Genomic DNA, 15,746 nt, shown 5'->3' with positions numbered 1-15,746 from the left:
CCGAACATGGGCGAGTACGACGCATGCCGCCGTAGCCGTTGCACCGGGGTATCCATCGCGAGAGGACTCTGCGCTCTGCACTGGGGGCGCTGGCAGGACGGAGCGGAGGAGCTGAACCAGTCGGACGACCGCGCGCCGGCGCCGCCGCGGCAGGTGTGGTGGCCGCCGAAACGGTCGAAGTCGGCTTCGGCCGCCTGACGCGAAGGACGTCCCGCCGGGACGGGCAGGACGTCCTTCACTCCGCTACTTCGCGGCTGCCTTCTTCCGCGGCGCGCGCTTGCGGGCGGCCGGCTTGGCTGGCTCCCGCCGCGCCTCGTCGAAGGCCGCGATGACCTCCGAGGAGATCCGTCCCCGGTCGGCGAGCTGGTAGCCGTTGTCCTGCGCCCAGGTGCGGATCTCGCGGTTGCGTTCGCGCTGGCCGTTGTCGACGGACTCGCCGGTCGCGGCGCGCAGCTTCCGGCCCCCGGTCCGGCGGCCGGCGGCGACATAGCGGGCCAGTTCGTCCCGCAGTCCCGCCGCGTTGTGTTCGGAGAGATCGATCTCGTAGGTCACGCCGTCCAGGCTGAACGGGACGGTCTGGGTGGCCTCGCTGCCGTCGAGGTCGTCGAGCATCTCAACCCGGACTTGTTGCGCCATATCGCCTGCATCTCCTCGGCTCGTCATCGTGCGCCTACGGCGCGCATCGAGCAGCAGGCTAACTGGCACGCGGTCAACGTCCGGCCCGACTCGCCGGTACGTCCATCACCGCTGGCCACCGGCGCCGCGAGCTAGCGCCTTCCCCCGGCGCTCTGCCACGCCTGGCGGGCACGAGCCTCACCGACCGTGACCGGGTTGATGCCCGGGTGCAGCCGGTCGGCCTGTGCCCACAATTGCGCCGCCTCCGCGCCCGAGCCCGCCGCGGCCGCGAGGTTGCCGAGACCGGTCTTGGCGCGGGCCACCTCGAACGGGCTCCGGCCGCGTTCGCCCAGCGAGACGGCCTGCCGGTAGCACGCGGCGGCCTCCGCGGCCTGCCCCGCCCGGTAACGCACCCACGCGAGACAGCTCGCCGACATCGCCGCGTCGAGTTCCACCCCGAGGAAATCGTCGCGGGCCTGCTCGGCGTGGCGCAGCGCGTCGCCGAACGCTCCCAGCTCGACCTCGGCGAGCGCGATCCCGCGCAGGGTGATCGCGACGTTGCGCGCCGAACCGGCGCGCCGGTGGAACTCCAGCGCGATCCCCAGGTCGCGCCGGGCGGCCAGGTGTTCGCCGAGGTACAGGTTGACCCAGGCGAGGTTGGCCAGCGCACCGGTGCTGCCGTGTTCGTCCCCGGCTTCGCGGAACAACGCCAGCGCCTGTTCGTAGTGGCCGCGAGCGGTGCCCAGATCGCCGCGGTCCGCGTGCGCCATGCCGAGGTTGTTCAACGTCATGGCCAGCGCCGTGGTGTCGCCCGCCGCCGTCGCCGAAGCGACGGCGTGCTGGTGCGTCCCGATCCACGGCTCCCACAGCTTCGTGCGGAAGAAGAAGTCCCGCAGCAGGAAGGCCAGCCGCCAGCACCGCTGGTACTCCCCGCGCAAGGCGGCCAGCCCGCACAACGCGACCAGGTTCGGCCATTCCAGGTCGAGCCACGACAACGCGGTGCGCCATTCGGCGAACCCTTCGGCCGCCTCCGGCGCTTCCCCACCCGGAACCGGCGGCGGCCGGTAACGCTGCGGTGCCAGCAGTTCGTCGCAGGCCGCCGTTCTGGCCAGCGCGAGGTCGAGCAGCCTGGTCACCGCGGCGTCCTGCTCGGCGCGGGGAACTTCGGCCAGCACCCGCCCGGTGGCGAACGCCCGCACCAGCTCGTCGAACTGCCAGTACCCGCCGTGCCGCTGGATGATCAGGTGCGCGGCGGCCAGCCGGCCGAGCAGCCGTCCGGCCTCCGCGACCCCGAGCCCGGCCAGCGCCGCGGCGCTGTGCGCGGCGATGTCCCGTCCGGGATGCAGCGCCAGCAAACCGAACAGACGGCGCTGCGGCTCGGGCAACCCCTGGTAGGACAGGTCGATCGCTTCGGCCGTGGAGAACTCGCCGACCGGCACGGGTGCCAGGTCGTCGAGGGCGTTCAGCCGGTTCTTGCTGGTGATGAGCACTCGGTACCTCGGTTCGGCGGATAGCAGGGACGCGACCTGAGCGACGCCGCTATTAGCAAATCGACAGCAAATGCGTGTGCACGACAATTCACCTCCCCCACAAAAGTAGATTTCCCCTGGTTCGGCGGTGTTTTTCCCGGTTCTCCGGGGACCTGTTCCGATAGATCAAGTCTGCCCGCGGCATACCCGGCGGCAAAGGAGTTGAGGGTTTCCAGACAGATTGGAAACCGTGGAAACGGCGTTGACCAGCGGCGTTGGAAAACGAACCGACCGGACGGTCTTCGTCATGTTCCGATTCCGCTCTACACTTCCCCATTCCGAACTGGAGGAAGCCAATGGACCCGAACGTCACCGAACTCGAGGAAGAACTGAAGCGCTTGTTCAAGGGACGGGGTGTGCAGGACGCGGACATCAAGGAACGAATCGGGCCGGCGCTGCGGCGGGCCTGCGGAATCACACCGGAGGACGGGCCGGAGCGGACCCGCACCCTGCTCATCGGCCGCCTGCGGGAATGGGTCGAGGACCTGCCAAGGGATCTGGCCATGACCACGTCCGCGGCCTTCGGGCTCTACGAACACCAGCACGAGCGACATTGCGACGCGCGGCTCAAGAAAGTCGGTGCGGTGGTCGACCGCGTGGTCAAGACGGTGCGGCGCTGGGCCGAGAAGGGGTGCCACATGATCGCTCAGAAGGCGGTGGAACAGGAACACCCGGACCGGCTGCCGTCGATCGATTCGCCGGAACCCTGGCATACCACCGAACTCCGCACCTCGGTGGTGCTCGACCTGCCGGTACCCGAGGTGATCGAGACCCGGCGGATCGTCGCCGACCGGGACGGCCTGGAAACGGTGGAACTCGGCCTGACGCTGGCTACCCCGGAGGGGTGGACCGGTCACGGGTCGCTGCGGGACCTCGGGCTGGATGTGCTGTACGGGGGCGTGCTCACCGAGCGCGTCATGAAATCACCCAACCGTGTCGGGTTCGTCCTGCAATTGCCCTATCCGCTCGGCCGGAACAAGGAGCATGAGTACGCTTTTCGCTTGCGGCTTTCACCGGACCGGCCGATCGCCCCGTACTACGTGGCCACGCCCAGCTATCCCTGTGACCTGTTCCAGGTGCATGTCCGGTTCGGCCGCGACCGCGTGCCGGAATCGATCTGGCGGCTGCAGAAGACGTTGCCGATGGAGGTCGGCGACTCGTGGGAGAACCGGGAAGAGGTTTCCGCGGATCCCTGCGGCGAGGTGCACGGGGAGTTCTTCGACCTGGTACCACGCCTTTCCTACGGGTTCGCCTGGAGCCAGGTCAGCGCGGGCGGGGTTCCAGATGCTCGAAGGCCGAGTTGATCAGGACGTGGGGCATATCCGGATGCAGCTTGGCGGGCTCGTCCCGTTCGGAGCCGAGCGCTTTCCGCCGGTAGGTGACATCGCCGTTCGACCCCTTGGGCCCCCAGGAGCTCATCGTCACCTCGAGGTCGATCATGCTGCCGTCGGTGATGCGCAGGGCAGACGACTGATCGGGAATCGTCTCGCCGTCGATGCTGAACCGATAGTGGAAGTTCAGCCCCACCTTGCCGTCCAGGGCCGGCACCCGGTCCGGGAGCGCGAGTGCCTTGCGCACCTCGTCCTTCAGCTCAGCCCCGGTGACCGAGGACGGCATCGCGACCACATGCGCCACGGAAAGGTCCAGGTTGCGCACGTAGAGGACGATTGTCGGTTCGCCGTCGAATACGTCCACTTCACGTAGTGCGGGCAGTACGGGCATCCCGACCTCCCGGTCCCGGTGCCAGGTCGCCGCGAGCTCGTCCGCGACCGCCTCCCAGGAGCCGAAGGCGTCGAGGTACCTGCGCATGCCCAGGATCGGAGGCAACGGGGTGCTGTCCAGGCGCACGACGAACAGAAAGGAGCGCCGGCGGTCGAGGTCGCGCGCGAGTGCGGTGGTCCACTCCAGGTCCACCCAGGGGCGGTCGACCGTGTGCCGCGACCACAGCAGCACGAAGTAGTCGGACTCGTCGATGGCCTTATCGATGGCCAGCACGAGGTTCTCACCGGGCAGGATGTGCTGCACGTCGATGAATGCCTCGATGCCGCGCTCGTCCAGCTCCTTCCCGAGCCGCTCGGCCATCGGCCGGTCATCGCCGGCGAACGAGACGAAGACCTTGGACCTGGTGAATCTGGCGGGATAGGGCACGGAACCTCCAGTTGTCGAGGATGCGGCGAAGCAAGCGCCGGGCCGGGCCGGCCCCGGTCTGCCGGCCGGCGTCGCCGTAAAGGGTCCAGCAGGCCCATCGGGCCGGATGATCGTGAGCGGGCACGCCGGTCAGGAGTCCTCCGGCGTCCGCCAGCACGTCGAGCTGGGCACGCTGGAGCGCCACATCACGCGGCAGGTAGCGGACGCGGCGTTCGAAACGGTCCAGCACGACCGCCGCCACGGGATCCGCGGCGACCCACCTGGCCGCGATCACCGAGGCCGCGCCCGCTTGTACCGCGGAGCGCACGAAACCGGTGCGTTCGTCCCGGCCCCGGCGCTGCGCCATGCCGGATTCACAGGCGCCGAGTACCACGGTTCCGCAGTGGCTCAGGTCCATCTCCTGTAGTTCCTCCGGACTGACCTGGCCGTTCGGGCCCGCGGGTGCGAGTTGCAAGCTGGACCGGTCCGAATCCTCGTGCGCGTGCTCGCCGTGGCTGTCGATCCGGACCAGCCGATGTTGGTGCGCCGCCAGTTTCGCCCGCAGTGCCGCCGGCGTGGCGTTCTCGTCTTTCAGCAGGTCCCGCCGTTTACGCCAGGGCGGCTTCCCGGCCTTGGTGAGCTGGTCGTCAGGCGGGCTGACCAGCAGCCTGCGGTCGCCGCGTTGGCGCCGGGATCGCTGCTGGAGCGAGCGCCGCGCGGACAGGCAGGGCAGGTCGGACAGCGCGTACCGCGAGGCGACGCGCTCCCCGGTTTTCGGAATCAGGATGCCCGCGAACGGGATGTCGGACAGGTCGCCGCCCGCCACGATCGCGATCCGGCCGACCTCCGGTGGGATCAACCCGGGGAGCACGTGGGCGACGCCGATCATTTCGGCGATGTCCGCGAGCGACCGTTCGAAGCCACCATCGCTGATACCTGGGTCCAAGGCGGCTTCGCTCCAGTAGGACCTGAGGCGCCTGATCGCGTCCATGAGCAGGTCGGCCCGCGCCGGGACCGAGGTGTACGCGACACCACCGTCGCGCCAGAGGAGCGCGTGATGCACCCAGCCCGGGGTCGCGTGCATCATCCAGACGGCCTGGGACCGGGGCAGGTCGCGGGTCACCTCCGCCAGCCATCGCCGCGCACCCGCGAGGTCGTTCAGCCTGGGCAGGTCGCGGCGGGTGTCACCGAGGATCGTCGCTCCCTTGGCCGCCTCCATCGCGGCGACGACCGCGGCGATGGCTTCGGGGTTCCACTCGTCGGGCTCCTGCTCGCCCTCGGGCAAAGCCTCGGCCGTGACGTGCCGACGATGCACCGCCGCGGCGGCCGCCCTGACCCGCTCGTCGTGCTCGTCCGGCGCGGCCAGCAGCATCCCCAGCCGCACCTCGACGGTTTCCTGCCGTCCGGCGACGTCCTCCTCGATGCGGTACGCCGCATCCCAGCAGCGCGCGGCGCGGTCGTCGAGATTCCGCGCGTCGGCCTGGAAGTAGTACGTGTGGCCGAGCAGACGCAGCGCCGAGGCCCTGACCTCCATCAGCGATGTCCCGTCGGTGCGATCGATGACCGTGAGGAGGTGCTTGACCGCTTCGGTGAGGAGGTCTTCCTTGTTGGAGAGGAGATGCCTGGCCAGTTCGAGTTCCGCGGCGGCCAGGTGCCAGGTGATGGCGTCCACGCCGTGCCGCGTCTGTTTGGAGAGCCGGTGCAGCGTCTCCTCGGCCTTGTCCAGCCGCCACCGGCATTTCGCGGGACGGGGGCGATCCTTGGTCTCCGGGTCGTTGAGCCTGGTCTCGTCGACCAGGCGGCGAGCGAGGCCGAGCTCATGCTCGAACTGGGTCGAGCCGAGCAAGCCGGTGGTCTGCACCCGGTCCAAGGTCTTCTGCGCCAGCCGTCGATCGGGGACCTGCTGGGCGGCCATCGCGAGTCGCGCATACAGCGCTTCGACCTCTCCGTACCGGCGGATCGCGCGGAGCAGCACGATGAGCTCGCACAGCAGTTCCAGGTGCAGCGCCGGGTCGACACCGGGATCGTCCACGCCTTCGCGCAGCACGGCGGCGGCTTTCTCGTACCGCAGGTCGCGCTTGAGGGCCAGGGCGAGCCGCAGGTAGTCGGCGGCCGTCCTCGGCTGCTCGGCCTGAAGTGCTTGATCCACGGCGGATTCCGCACCCCGCTGGACCTCGATCTGCCGCAGGTCCTTGTCGATCGCGGCCACCGCGGTCTCGTTCCCCGCGGAGAAGAAGGCCCGCCCTGCTCCGCCCAGCAGCTTTCCGGCCCGACCGAACTCATGGCGGTCCGCGGCGGCCAGCCCTTCCGCCCGGAGCAGCCGCGCATGGCTGTCGGCGGTCAGCGACCAGGTCCGGTCGCCGAGCGCGGCACGGATCGACCCGGCGTCGGCCGCGGCCGCGGTGTGGTCGCCCAGTGAGCCATGGATCTCCGCGCGCACCAACAGGAGTTCGACATGCTCCGGGCCCGCCTCGGCCAGGTACTCCTCGCACCGGTCCAGCGCCCGTGCGGCGTCTGCCAGCTCCAGCAGTCGTGCGGAGTGCTCGACCGCCAGCACGTCCCAGACCTCCCCACCGCCGTCCGCGGCGGCGAGCTCGCAAGCCCGGCGGTAGGCAGCGTCCACAGTGGACACGTCCTTCCGCCGGTACGCGTGGCCGGCCTCGGTGACCGCCCGCGCGAGCGGGGAGCCGTCGACGAGCCTGATCGGCCGCCCGCCGCGGGATGCGGTCACGACCCGCACCCCGGCAGCGCCGGGTCGATGTCCGGGCAGACCAGCAGGATCGCCAGCCTGTCCCCGGCCGCCGGGACAGGCGCGCTGGGACTATTGGCGGCGGCGGTGGTGGTCGTAGCGGCCGTGCTCGGGGGCGGGCCGGTCACGACGGTGCCGAAACCAGGGCCGCGGAAGAATCCGCCGCCCGACGGGATGCCGCCGACGCCGACCCGCTGCCATTGGACGTCCTGGTACACGCGGATGTCGGGCTGCCAGACCGACCTCTGCGTGCCCGCGGGCGTCTCGACGGTGGCCTGGACGATGGTCACGGCGGTCTCGCGGGGTAGCACGTCCGCGATGAACGCACCGTCCGATTGCCCGTGCAGTACCCGGGCGTTCTCGTGCACGAACACGTCCATCCCCTTGCCCAGCGCCTGGCCGAGCGTCGAATGTTCGGCCTGCTTGCCGGGATCGGCCTTGACCGGCTCCAGTCCGACGTACCGGATTTCCTTACCCGCGAAGGCGAACAGCGGCGCCGGGTGTCCCGGAACGATCGCGTTGAGCACGGAGGTCGACCAGGGATGGAAGTTCGACACGACGGTCACCTTGTCCTTGTCGACCAGCGCGACCCCGCTCCCGTCGAGGGAAACTGCCCTGGCATAGCGGTCCCCTGCCGTCTTGGCCGCCGCCATCGCCTGGTCGAGGTCGTTGAACTTCGCGAACGCGGCGGAGAACTCGGTCCCGCGGTCGAGCTCCTTTCGCGGCACCAGCCACTGCTCGCCGCGCTGGGAAACGGGGAAGGGCTCCCCTTCCAAAGTGGCAACCTGGACGGCCCTGGCGCCCGACGCCGGCGTGTCAGTGGGCTCGATCCTCGCCGAATGCTCGCCGTTCCTCGGGGTGATGGCCAGCATCTGCTCCGGCCCGCCCAGCTCGGGAGGCCCTCGCGGACCGCCCAGCGTGTATTCCGCGCGGCCACCTTGGGCAGGCGGCGCGCCGAGCCGGAAGGTGAGCTCGCCATCGGGCGACGACAGCTCTCTGGCGGTCACCAGCCACGGGCCATCCGGCCCGTCCAGCTGGTACTGGATCCCGCCGCCGGGCTTCTGGTAGCTGAGCAAAGCCCCGTCGGTGGGCTCGGCGCCCCAGCGCTCCTGCATCAACTTGGACAGCCGCACGGCCCGGTCCACCGTGCCTCGCTGCCAGGCGATGTCGACCGAGTCGCGGTCCTTCGCCGCCCGCAGCGTGCCCAGCACGGTGCCCTGGACCTCGACCGTCTCCTCTACGATTCCCGCACCCGCGGTGAACTCGTTCTTGACCTGCCGGGCAGCGCTCGCGTCGTCCTGGACCTTCAGGCCGCCGAGGGAAACTTCCTTGCGGCCGCTGGCGATGGTCTCGACGGCCGCCTTGCCCTCGGCCAGCGGCGAGAACGTTCGCTCGCGGTAGCTCTCCACCTTGCCGGCGCCGTCGAGCGAGACATCCTTGATCTGCCCGGTCCTGGTCGCCGGGTCCAAAGTGGAGCTCTCGATCAGACCGGCGCGGCGGACCGGCGGGGGCAGCTCGGGCTGGTAGTTCCGGTCTCCTCGCCGGGTGAGCAGGTCACCGAGCGAAACACCACCGGTGATCGTGGTGGACCCGCAGTCCTTGAAGGTCTTCGACGGCTTCGCCAGTACCGCTTCCTGCGTCGCGGACGGCGGCGTCACGAAGTCGATCGGAGACCGTTCCTTCAGTTCCTGGTGCTGGCTATACCATTCCGCGAACCGGAGACCGGGATTCGCCGGACTGGCCGGCTCCGGCAGCCGCTGGCCCGTCTTGGTGACCAACCACTCCAGCGCGCCGCTCCAGCGCATGATCTGATCCACGCGCTGATACTGCGGTTCGAAATCCGAAACAGCCTGGAAATGCTTGTCCCACCACGCGAGTCCGCGGGAGGCGGCGTAACTGGGCTCGACCTCGGCACCGGCGTCGCCATCGGACTTCGCGAACAGCCTTGTCGCTTGGGCGCCCATGCTGATGCGGTTGGTGCCGAAGGCGAAGCCGGATTCGGCCTGCCCGAACCAGAGCCTGCCCGACTCGCTCAGCGACTGGTCGCCCTCGGGGCAGTGCCCCCACGGGGTCGCCGCGTCCGGATCGGGAACGAACCCGGGAACGGCCTTGGCCGGTACTCCGTCACCAACCCCGTTCGCCCAGTTCTTCGCCTGGATATCCGCGTAGAATAGCGACATCCCGACCTCGGTGCCGGCCAGCGGCCCATCGAACCGCGCCTGGCTATAAGCCGGCCGCCCGTCCAGCGCCTGGAGGAGGGCCCAGAGTCGGGTACGGTCCGCGGGAAGCCCCGCCGGTGGCGGTTCGTCACCGAAAAGCGCGTTCACGATCCCCTGCCGGAGTTCGCTCCCACCCCCGGCGGCCACCTTTTCGGCCGTCGCCGGGCTCAGCCCCGGCACGAGGGCACGCAGGTCGTCCACGGTCTCATCCGGACCCGGGTCCAGGGAGAAGCCGGGCAGCGGACCGGACGTCGCGGAATAACCCCGTTGCAGGACGGAAACGTCTTCCACGCTGATCGCCGCGGCCGGCACGTCGGGCCAGTTCCAGCCTTCCGCCCAGGTCTCCGCCCCGCGCACCTCCAGCCCCGCAAGGTGCCGGGTCTTCGCCAGGAAATCGGTCAGCTCACCGAGCCCGTCCACGCGCATCGAGACGTACCCGTTCGCCGCCCGCACCTCGGCCGCCGGAACAGGCTTCCCGACCGTCATCGAGATCGCCCGCGGGCCGGGGAGGATCTCGTAGTCGTGCAGCTGAACCTTCGGCGGATCAGCGCCTGCGTCGGCGCGATGCTGGTCCAGCAGCAGCCCGACGGTACGGGCCCGGTGCGGATCGCCGCGCGGGACCAGCAGGTGCAGCACGCCGTTCCCGTCGTCCAGTGCGCGTCCAGGGCCGATGGGCTGCCGGGTGACGTCGGCGAGGCCAGTATCGCGGACCGGAAGGGCATCGAAGCTCGCGTCGCGCAGCCGCGCGGTGTCCATCTCCAGCTGGGCGGCCAGCCCGGTGCGGGCCCAGTCCCTGAGCTGCTCGTCCGCCTCCGCCGGGTCCAGCCCGTCCAGCCTTCCGGCCGCTGCCGCATACGAGATCAGGAAACTCGGCTCCGGCTGCGGCGCGGCAGGCGCACCAGTGGCGGATGGGGGCGGTGCCGGCGGTGCTGCCGGCGCGCTGGTGCACCCGGTCAGCACACTCAACAGGACGACGAGGATCGCCAACCGGTTTCGACGGTGCGACATGAAATGTCCTCGTATTTCAGTTGGCCCGGAATGGGCGCGGGAAACGATTTCGAAAAGTACGAACGCAGCATAGCCATTCCACGACCAGGCGGCCCGGTGGAGAATTGATTGTCATTCTTCTGTCCCCCTTGTGTCCCACGCCTTTCCCGCCGCCGCGGCGGCACGCCTGCGCGCATCGCTCGCTTCCGGCCCGGCGAAGTACTTTCGGGCCAGGCTCTTCTCGAACGCGGCGAGCACCTTTCTCAGCTCCGCATCGTTGTCCGCACCGAGGGCCGCCGGCAGCGCGGCCGGATCCCCGCTGAACACGACACGCCCCTTCGTGCCGGCCACCACCACCTGATCGGCGAACCGGAGATCCCGCATCGAGCGGGTGCTCAGCAGCACCGTGCAGCCGCCGGCCGCGACCCGCCGGAGATCGGTCATGACGGCGCGGGCAGCACGGCGGCCGAGACCTGACACCGGCGCGTCCAGCATCAGCAGCCGTGGCCCGGCCATGAGCTCGGCGGCGATCGAAAGCCGCACCTCGGAAAGCGCACTTCTGTCCAAATCAGGCCGCCTCGGCACGAAACCGGTCCAGGTCCTGATCTGGTGGAAATGGGTCCGCATGTTCATGCCGTGGAAATACAGCGCACCGCTCGACGGGAGCTGCCCCAGCAGCGCCAGGAACAACGCGCTCGTGTCCGGTTCGGACGGTTCGAGCAGCGCCAGTACCGTGCCAGCCCGCTGGGTGAACGACATCCGCGTCAGCTCCGGCCCACCCCGCACCTGGCTGGACAGCCCGGACACGACCAGGCCGAATCCGCCGATGTGGGTCCGGATCAGCCAGTTTCCGTCCGCGTTGACCTGGAAGCGGTGCTCGGCGACGTCGAAGGCCACGCCCGGCGTGAGCTGGGCCCGCCGCACCGGCCTTCCGTCGCGGAAGGTTCCGCCACGGCTGAGGTCCCGCAGCAGGACGCGGTCGCCTTTCCGTGCCACCACCGCATGTTCGGCACCGATGCCGCAGCCACGCAGCACGATGTCCGCGCGGGCCGCCGAGGAACCGAGGACCAGCCTGCCGCGGATCGGGTACGCCTCGCCGACCGGGTCGGGCGCGGGTGGCGGGTCCAGCGCGGGCAACGGATCGAGCGCGGGCGGCAGCGGTTCCGGCTCGGCCAGCCCAGCCTGTTCCCGAAGCCACTCGGGCAGCGCGGGCTCGAGCACATCCATCGCCTGCGCCACCAGCCCGCCGCGGGGATGGCAGCGGAGGAGTTCGTACCGGTACCAGGCGAGCCGCTGGTGGCAAAGCGCATGCACCTGCCGTACCCGCTCGCCCGCGGCCTCGGCATGCCGTCGCAGCCGTTTCCGGCCGGCCGCCAGCTCCCGCCCGGCGGCCTTGACGTCGGCCTGTGCGGCCCGCACCACGTCCCCGCCGGCCGTCAACCGGCGCGCGTGCTCCCGAAGCCTGCGCAACCGGACCATTCGTTCGGGCTGGTCCTCCTCGCCGAGCCTGCGCTGGGTCAGCACCGGCTCGGCAGGCCGGACGGCCAGTTCGCCCGCCCGTGTCCTGGCCAGGGCCAGTGCGGCCTCGGCCGCCCGCCGCCTCGTCTGGGCGGCCGCGAGCCGGCGCTGGTCCTCCGCGCGGATCGCCTGGTAGGCAAGGCGTTCCTGCTCGTACTCCGCCCGAGCCCAGCCGATCAGCCGGTCCCGATACGGGGTGGACAGCGGCACCCTGGCGGGCAGCGGTATGCCCGCGCGGCCGTCCCGTCGCCCGTTCCACCGGTCCACCAAGCGCACAAGCCGGCCGTAGGAGGTCATCGAGCTGCCGTTCGCCTCAGTCGGCGCAGGTCAGGTTCATGACCACCTTGCGGTTCTGGCCCGCCGGGCCCGGCAGCAGGCCGCCGTCCGGCCCGATGTCCGGCAGGTGCCCCGGCCAGTCGGTCCCCACGCCGCCGGTGGTGATGCGGTCGGCGGCCACCCCCTGCTCGACCAGCACCGCCTTGACCGCTTCGGCCCGCCGGGCGGAGAGGTCCAGACGCCCCGCCACCGAGCCGTCCGTCGCCGTCGTGCCGATCAGCTCGGCCCGGCGCTTGTCGCCGCGCATCGCATCGGCGAACTTGCTCATCGTCTCGCGGGCCGCCTGCTGGTCGCGGAACGTCGCGGTGTCCGGTTCGAAGGCGATGTTGTCGCTCTCGCCCAGTTCGACCGTCCCGCAGAACTCCGGATCCGGCGCGGGAGGCTGGGCGACGACCGCCACCTCTGGTTTGTCCACTATGGACTTCTGCGTGTTGGGCTGCGGCAAGGTGACCACGCAGGCGCCGCTGGCCGCGGCGGCGGTCCGCCAGGTATCCACCACCTTGGCACGCAGGTTGTTGTCCAGGTCCGGCTGCGGCGGCGCCGTGTTGCCGAAGCCGGCCAGTATCACGGTGCGGCCGTGCAGGTCGGGCAGCAGCCTTTCCTCCGTGAGGTACTCGGCGACCTCCGCCGGATCGGCATCGAGCAGGCCATCCTTGGCGAAGTCCAGCGGTTTGACGGTCTGCAGCCCGGAATCGACCAGTACGACCGTGCCGCCCTCCGCGGTCGCCCTGCCGCCGAGGGACAGCGCCGCCAGCACGTCGGCCTGCGCGGTCGCCGCCGTCATCCGCTCCGCGAACGCACGCTGCGCCTTGGCGAGATACTCGGCCACGGCCTGCTTGTCCGCGGTGGGATTCTTGGCGCGGGGCGGCGGTGGCTCGTCGAAGACGACGGCGGGCGCCCCGTCGAGCCGGATCAGGGTAAGCGGCTGGTGCGCACCCGCGACTCCCTTCATCAGCTCCTGTACCTCTGACGGAAGTTCCGGTCTCGGCACGTTCGCGCGCGCCCCGACGGCGATGGCCAGCGGCGCAGCCTTCGGGAGCCGGCAGGACTGCAGCGAAATTTCGGAGTTGGCGGGCTCTTCGTCCGAGCCGAAGATCCCGCAGCCGCCCAGCACCGGCAGCAGGGTGGCCAGTACGACGGCGAACGCAGCGGTGCGGTTCATGCGCCCTTCCCTGGTAGCTCGTCTCCTCGGTCGGGCCGGTCGTCCTCGCGGAGGTAGTGCACCCGAAGATCGGGCCGGCTCACCGCACCGGTCACGACCGGGTCCTTCTTTCGTTCCGCGATCAACCTGCGAGTGTCGCGCTTCAACTCCTCGGCCAGTGCGAGCCGTTTGCGCCGCTGGCGGCAAAGCGTGCCCTCGGCGATTTCCAGCGCGACATTCTGCGCGTCCAGCTCGGCTTGTTTCTGCTCGTACGCATCTGCGATAGTCGCCGCATGCCGCGCGGCTCGATCATGCGTCCTCGCCGCTTTGCCGTGCGCGCTCTGGAAGCGATTGTGGGTCAGATAGGCGCCGGCACCTGTGATCAACCCGCTGCCTACGTACAGCGCGAGGAACGTCGCCGCCGCCGGGAACGCGTAGGCGTCCCTAGACTCCGCCTGGGCCGATCCGTCCAGCGAAAAGTCTCCCGAAGAGACCGGCAGTGCACCGAACTTCAGGCGTACCCACGCGGCCAGCAAGCCCAGCGCGACCCAGATCAGTACGCACAGCGGGGCGGCGATGGCAGGCACCCAAGGCACGCCCGCCCGTCGATCCCGCAGCAGGGCGCCGGCGCCGTGCGCGAGTGCAAGCACGATCGCGGTGAACCCCAGTACCAGCACCAGCGCGACGGTCTCCGACTGATCCGGCATGACCAACTGGATCACCTGGAAGAACGCCGAAATGTCGGCGCCAACGGCGAAGAGGAGCGCGACCAGGTACCAGTAGCTGCCGCGGGTTCGACCGGCCAGCAAGGCCGCGTCGGCGAAACCGCCACCGGCTTCCTCAGTGCGCGGCTCGCCGAGCATCCGCTTCAAGGTGACCTCCCGCGCGGCCGTCAGCTCGCCGAGCCGGCGTTCCGCCTGCCCGCGCTGTCTGTCTAGTTTGGACAGATCTGCCTTCGCCTTGCCGGCCTTGCTCTCGGCGCGGACGCGGTAACTGCCGTGCTCGTCCTCGACCTCGGCGAGCCACTGCTCGGCCCTGGCGTCGATCCAGGGATCCAGCACATGACCGGTAGCTTCGTCCACGGCTTCGGGCGCCAGCCTGCCGGCGTGGCCTCGGATCTCCCGATGTGCCGACTCGCGGTCAATCCTGGACGGCGTGAACTCGATCGCTTTCACGCCAGTGGGGCGGATCCGCCGCCCTTGACGGTGCGTCCAGCGCGGGATTCTCAGCCTTCTCATGGTGTCCTTCTTCATCGGAATCGGCCCACGCCCGCAGCGATGGCCCGACGGGAACGCACAGATGGTTGACTTCGGCACTGTCCGGGTGATGACGGACAAAAGCGGCCCAATACCCGTAGATACGCCTGTTGCCGTACTCGAAGGCCCGCCGGACCCGCATCTTCGCGACCTCGTCCAAAGACCGCAGGCCCAGCTCCACGACAGCGACCTGCTGCCGCATTTCACCGAGCCGTCTCTTCTCCTCGAAGTAGCGCTCGGACACCTCCGCCCGGTGCCGATCTGCCGCGACAAGCCGCCGCGACCGCACATAGCTCTCCGGCTGACGCTCGTCGCCGACGCGCTCGTACCTGGACGGGTCGTCTTTCTCCACCTCGACAAGCACCTGAGCTGCCTGTTCGGTCCGCTCGATCTGAGCTTCCAGCGGCCCCAGTCGCGCCGCCCGCGCCTTCAGCAGACGGACCCGCTCCTGCTGGTAACGCATTACCTCCGAAGCCATCCGCTGCTCAGCCAGGCTGATCAGCTCCTGGATTCGCGCCGTCGAAACGGCCACCCGATCCGCTCCGGCACCCGCGTCCGGCACCGCGACGATCCCCCTGCGCCCGTCCCGGCGCCCAGCCACAACATCCCCCCAGCGCGCCAGCGGCCCATACCGGACGCGCGCCTCCGACCTCCGAGTAGGACCCGCCGCCGTCCACCACAAGGGCAACGGCACCGAAAATGGCCTGGCAATGGTGATCGTCCCCCTAGTTTCGCCGAACTGATCACTCTCTCTTCGCCCCCCATCCTGCGCAGCCCCCACGCACCCCTTCAAGGAAAATTCCTTGCCATTACTGGGACACACCGAGACGCAGTCGCGCCCCACCCTTGTCATCCATCAGTCGCTGTGTCCTGGGAACCGAGCTTGGCGAGCTGGCCTCGCGACTGACCGGCTTCGGCCTCCGCCTAGCGGAGGCGCCACTCCAAGCTGACACGGGACGGCGGCTTCGGGGCTTTCGACTCGGATTTCCGCGGAACAAGCCAGCCGGTGCGCTCGTAGGCGACAATGAACCGCGCCTGAGGGCAGGCATAGCAGAGTTGCTCAGGTTCCGGCCTCGGTCAGCCTTCGACGAGCATTCGCTGAGTGTGATCGCGCTTGCGCTTCTCTTGCGCATCCGAATTCGTTGCCCAGACTTCTTCGAACTCAGCGGTCATCTCTTGCTGTCTCTTGCCAGTGATCAAGCGAAGGCCGTCTAAGGTTTCAGGCAAGGTCTGAGACGACGTCGGTGGCGTGCCCACAAGACAACGTCA

Annotated in this window: 10 protein-coding genes; 1 reads left to right on the top strand and 9 read right to left on the bottom strand. The window is 69.8% G+C overall.

Annotation, left to right across the window (positions count from 1 at the left end; all coding sequences use genetic code 11):
* Positions 1 to 243: 243 nt before the first annotated feature.
* Positions 244 to 636 (bottom strand): histone-like nucleoid-structuring protein Lsr2, encoded by a 393-nt coding sequence (locus AMYNI_RS0122255; protein ID WP_020670263.1) that lies wholly within the window; start codon positions 634 to 636, stop codon positions 244 to 246.
* 131 nt (positions 637 to 767) lie between these two features.
* Positions 768 to 2,105, bottom strand: coding sequence for a tetratricopeptide repeat protein (locus AMYNI_RS45120; RefSeq protein WP_020670262.1), 1,338 nt, complete (start codon positions 2,103 to 2,105; stop codon positions 768 to 770).
* 335 nt (positions 2,106 to 2,440) lie between these two features.
* Here AMYNI_RS45120 and AMYNI_RS45115 point away from each other — a divergent pair, with 335 nt between their 5' ends.
* Complete coding sequence (locus tag AMYNI_RS45115; protein ID WP_020670261.1) at positions 2,441 to 3,448, top strand: hypothetical protein; 1,008 nt, start codon at positions 2,441 to 2,443, stop codon at positions 3,446 to 3,448.
* On the opposite strand, the gene AMYNI_RS0122240 is transcribed toward AMYNI_RS45115, so the two are convergent.
* From AMYNI_RS0122240 to AMYNI_RS0122210, 7 genes are all read right to left on the bottom strand, one after another.
* Positions 3,408 to 4,292, bottom strand: a complete 885-nt coding sequence (locus tag AMYNI_RS0122240; RefSeq protein ID WP_020670260.1) for a toll/interleukin-1 receptor domain-containing protein — start codon at positions 4,290 to 4,292, stop codon at positions 3,408 to 3,410. The two genes, AMYNI_RS45115 and AMYNI_RS0122240, sit on opposite strands and share 41 nt — an antisense overlap.
* Positions 4,234 to 7,002 carry a CHAT domain-containing protein gene (locus AMYNI_RS0122235; RefSeq protein ID WP_157357451.1) on the bottom strand — a complete coding sequence of 923 codons (2,769 nt, stop codon included), beginning with the start codon at positions 7,000 to 7,002 and terminating at the stop codon, positions 4,234 to 4,236. The genes AMYNI_RS0122240 and AMYNI_RS0122235 overlap by 59 nt, the downstream gene beginning before the upstream one ends.
* The gene (locus AMYNI_RS0122230; protein ID WP_157357450.1) at positions 6,999 to 10,247 is read right to left on the bottom strand and encodes a hypothetical protein; all 3,249 of its coding nucleotides are present in this window, start codon (positions 10,245 to 10,247) and stop codon (positions 6,999 to 7,001) included. Before AMYNI_RS0122230 ends, AMYNI_RS0122235 begins: the two co-directional genes overlap by 4 nt.
* A gap of 111 nt (positions 10,248 to 10,358) precedes the next feature.
* Positions 10,359 to 12,020 (bottom strand): FHA domain-containing protein, encoded by a 1,662-nt coding sequence (locus tag AMYNI_RS0122225; protein ID WP_169515763.1) that lies wholly within the window; start codon positions 12,018 to 12,020, stop codon positions 10,359 to 10,361.
* A gap of 37 nt (positions 12,021 to 12,057) precedes the next feature.
* Positions 12,058 to 13,242 (bottom strand): OmpA family protein, encoded by a 1,185-nt coding sequence (locus AMYNI_RS45110; RefSeq protein ID WP_020670257.1) that lies wholly within the window; start codon positions 13,240 to 13,242, stop codon positions 12,058 to 12,060.
* Positions 13,239 to 14,459, bottom strand: coding sequence for a hypothetical protein (locus AMYNI_RS0122215; RefSeq protein WP_157357449.1), 1,221 nt, complete (start codon positions 14,457 to 14,459; stop codon positions 13,239 to 13,241). Before AMYNI_RS0122215 ends, AMYNI_RS45110 begins: the two co-directional genes overlap by 4 nt.
* Positions 14,362 to 15,039 (bottom strand): hypothetical protein, encoded by a 678-nt coding sequence (locus AMYNI_RS0122210; RefSeq protein ID WP_157357448.1) that lies wholly within the window; start codon positions 15,037 to 15,039, stop codon positions 14,362 to 14,364. Before AMYNI_RS0122210 ends, AMYNI_RS0122215 begins: the two co-directional genes overlap by 98 nt.
* Positions 15,040 to 15,746: the final 707 nt, after the last annotated feature.

Source organism: Amycolatopsis nigrescens CSC17Ta-90, assembly GCF_000384315.1.
GTDB lineage: Bacteria > Actinomycetota > Actinomycetes > Mycobacteriales > Pseudonocardiaceae > Amycolatopsis > Amycolatopsis nigrescens.
The sequence above is the reverse complement of the archived record's forward strand: the minus strand, read 5'-3'. Positions and strand labels throughout refer to the sequence as shown.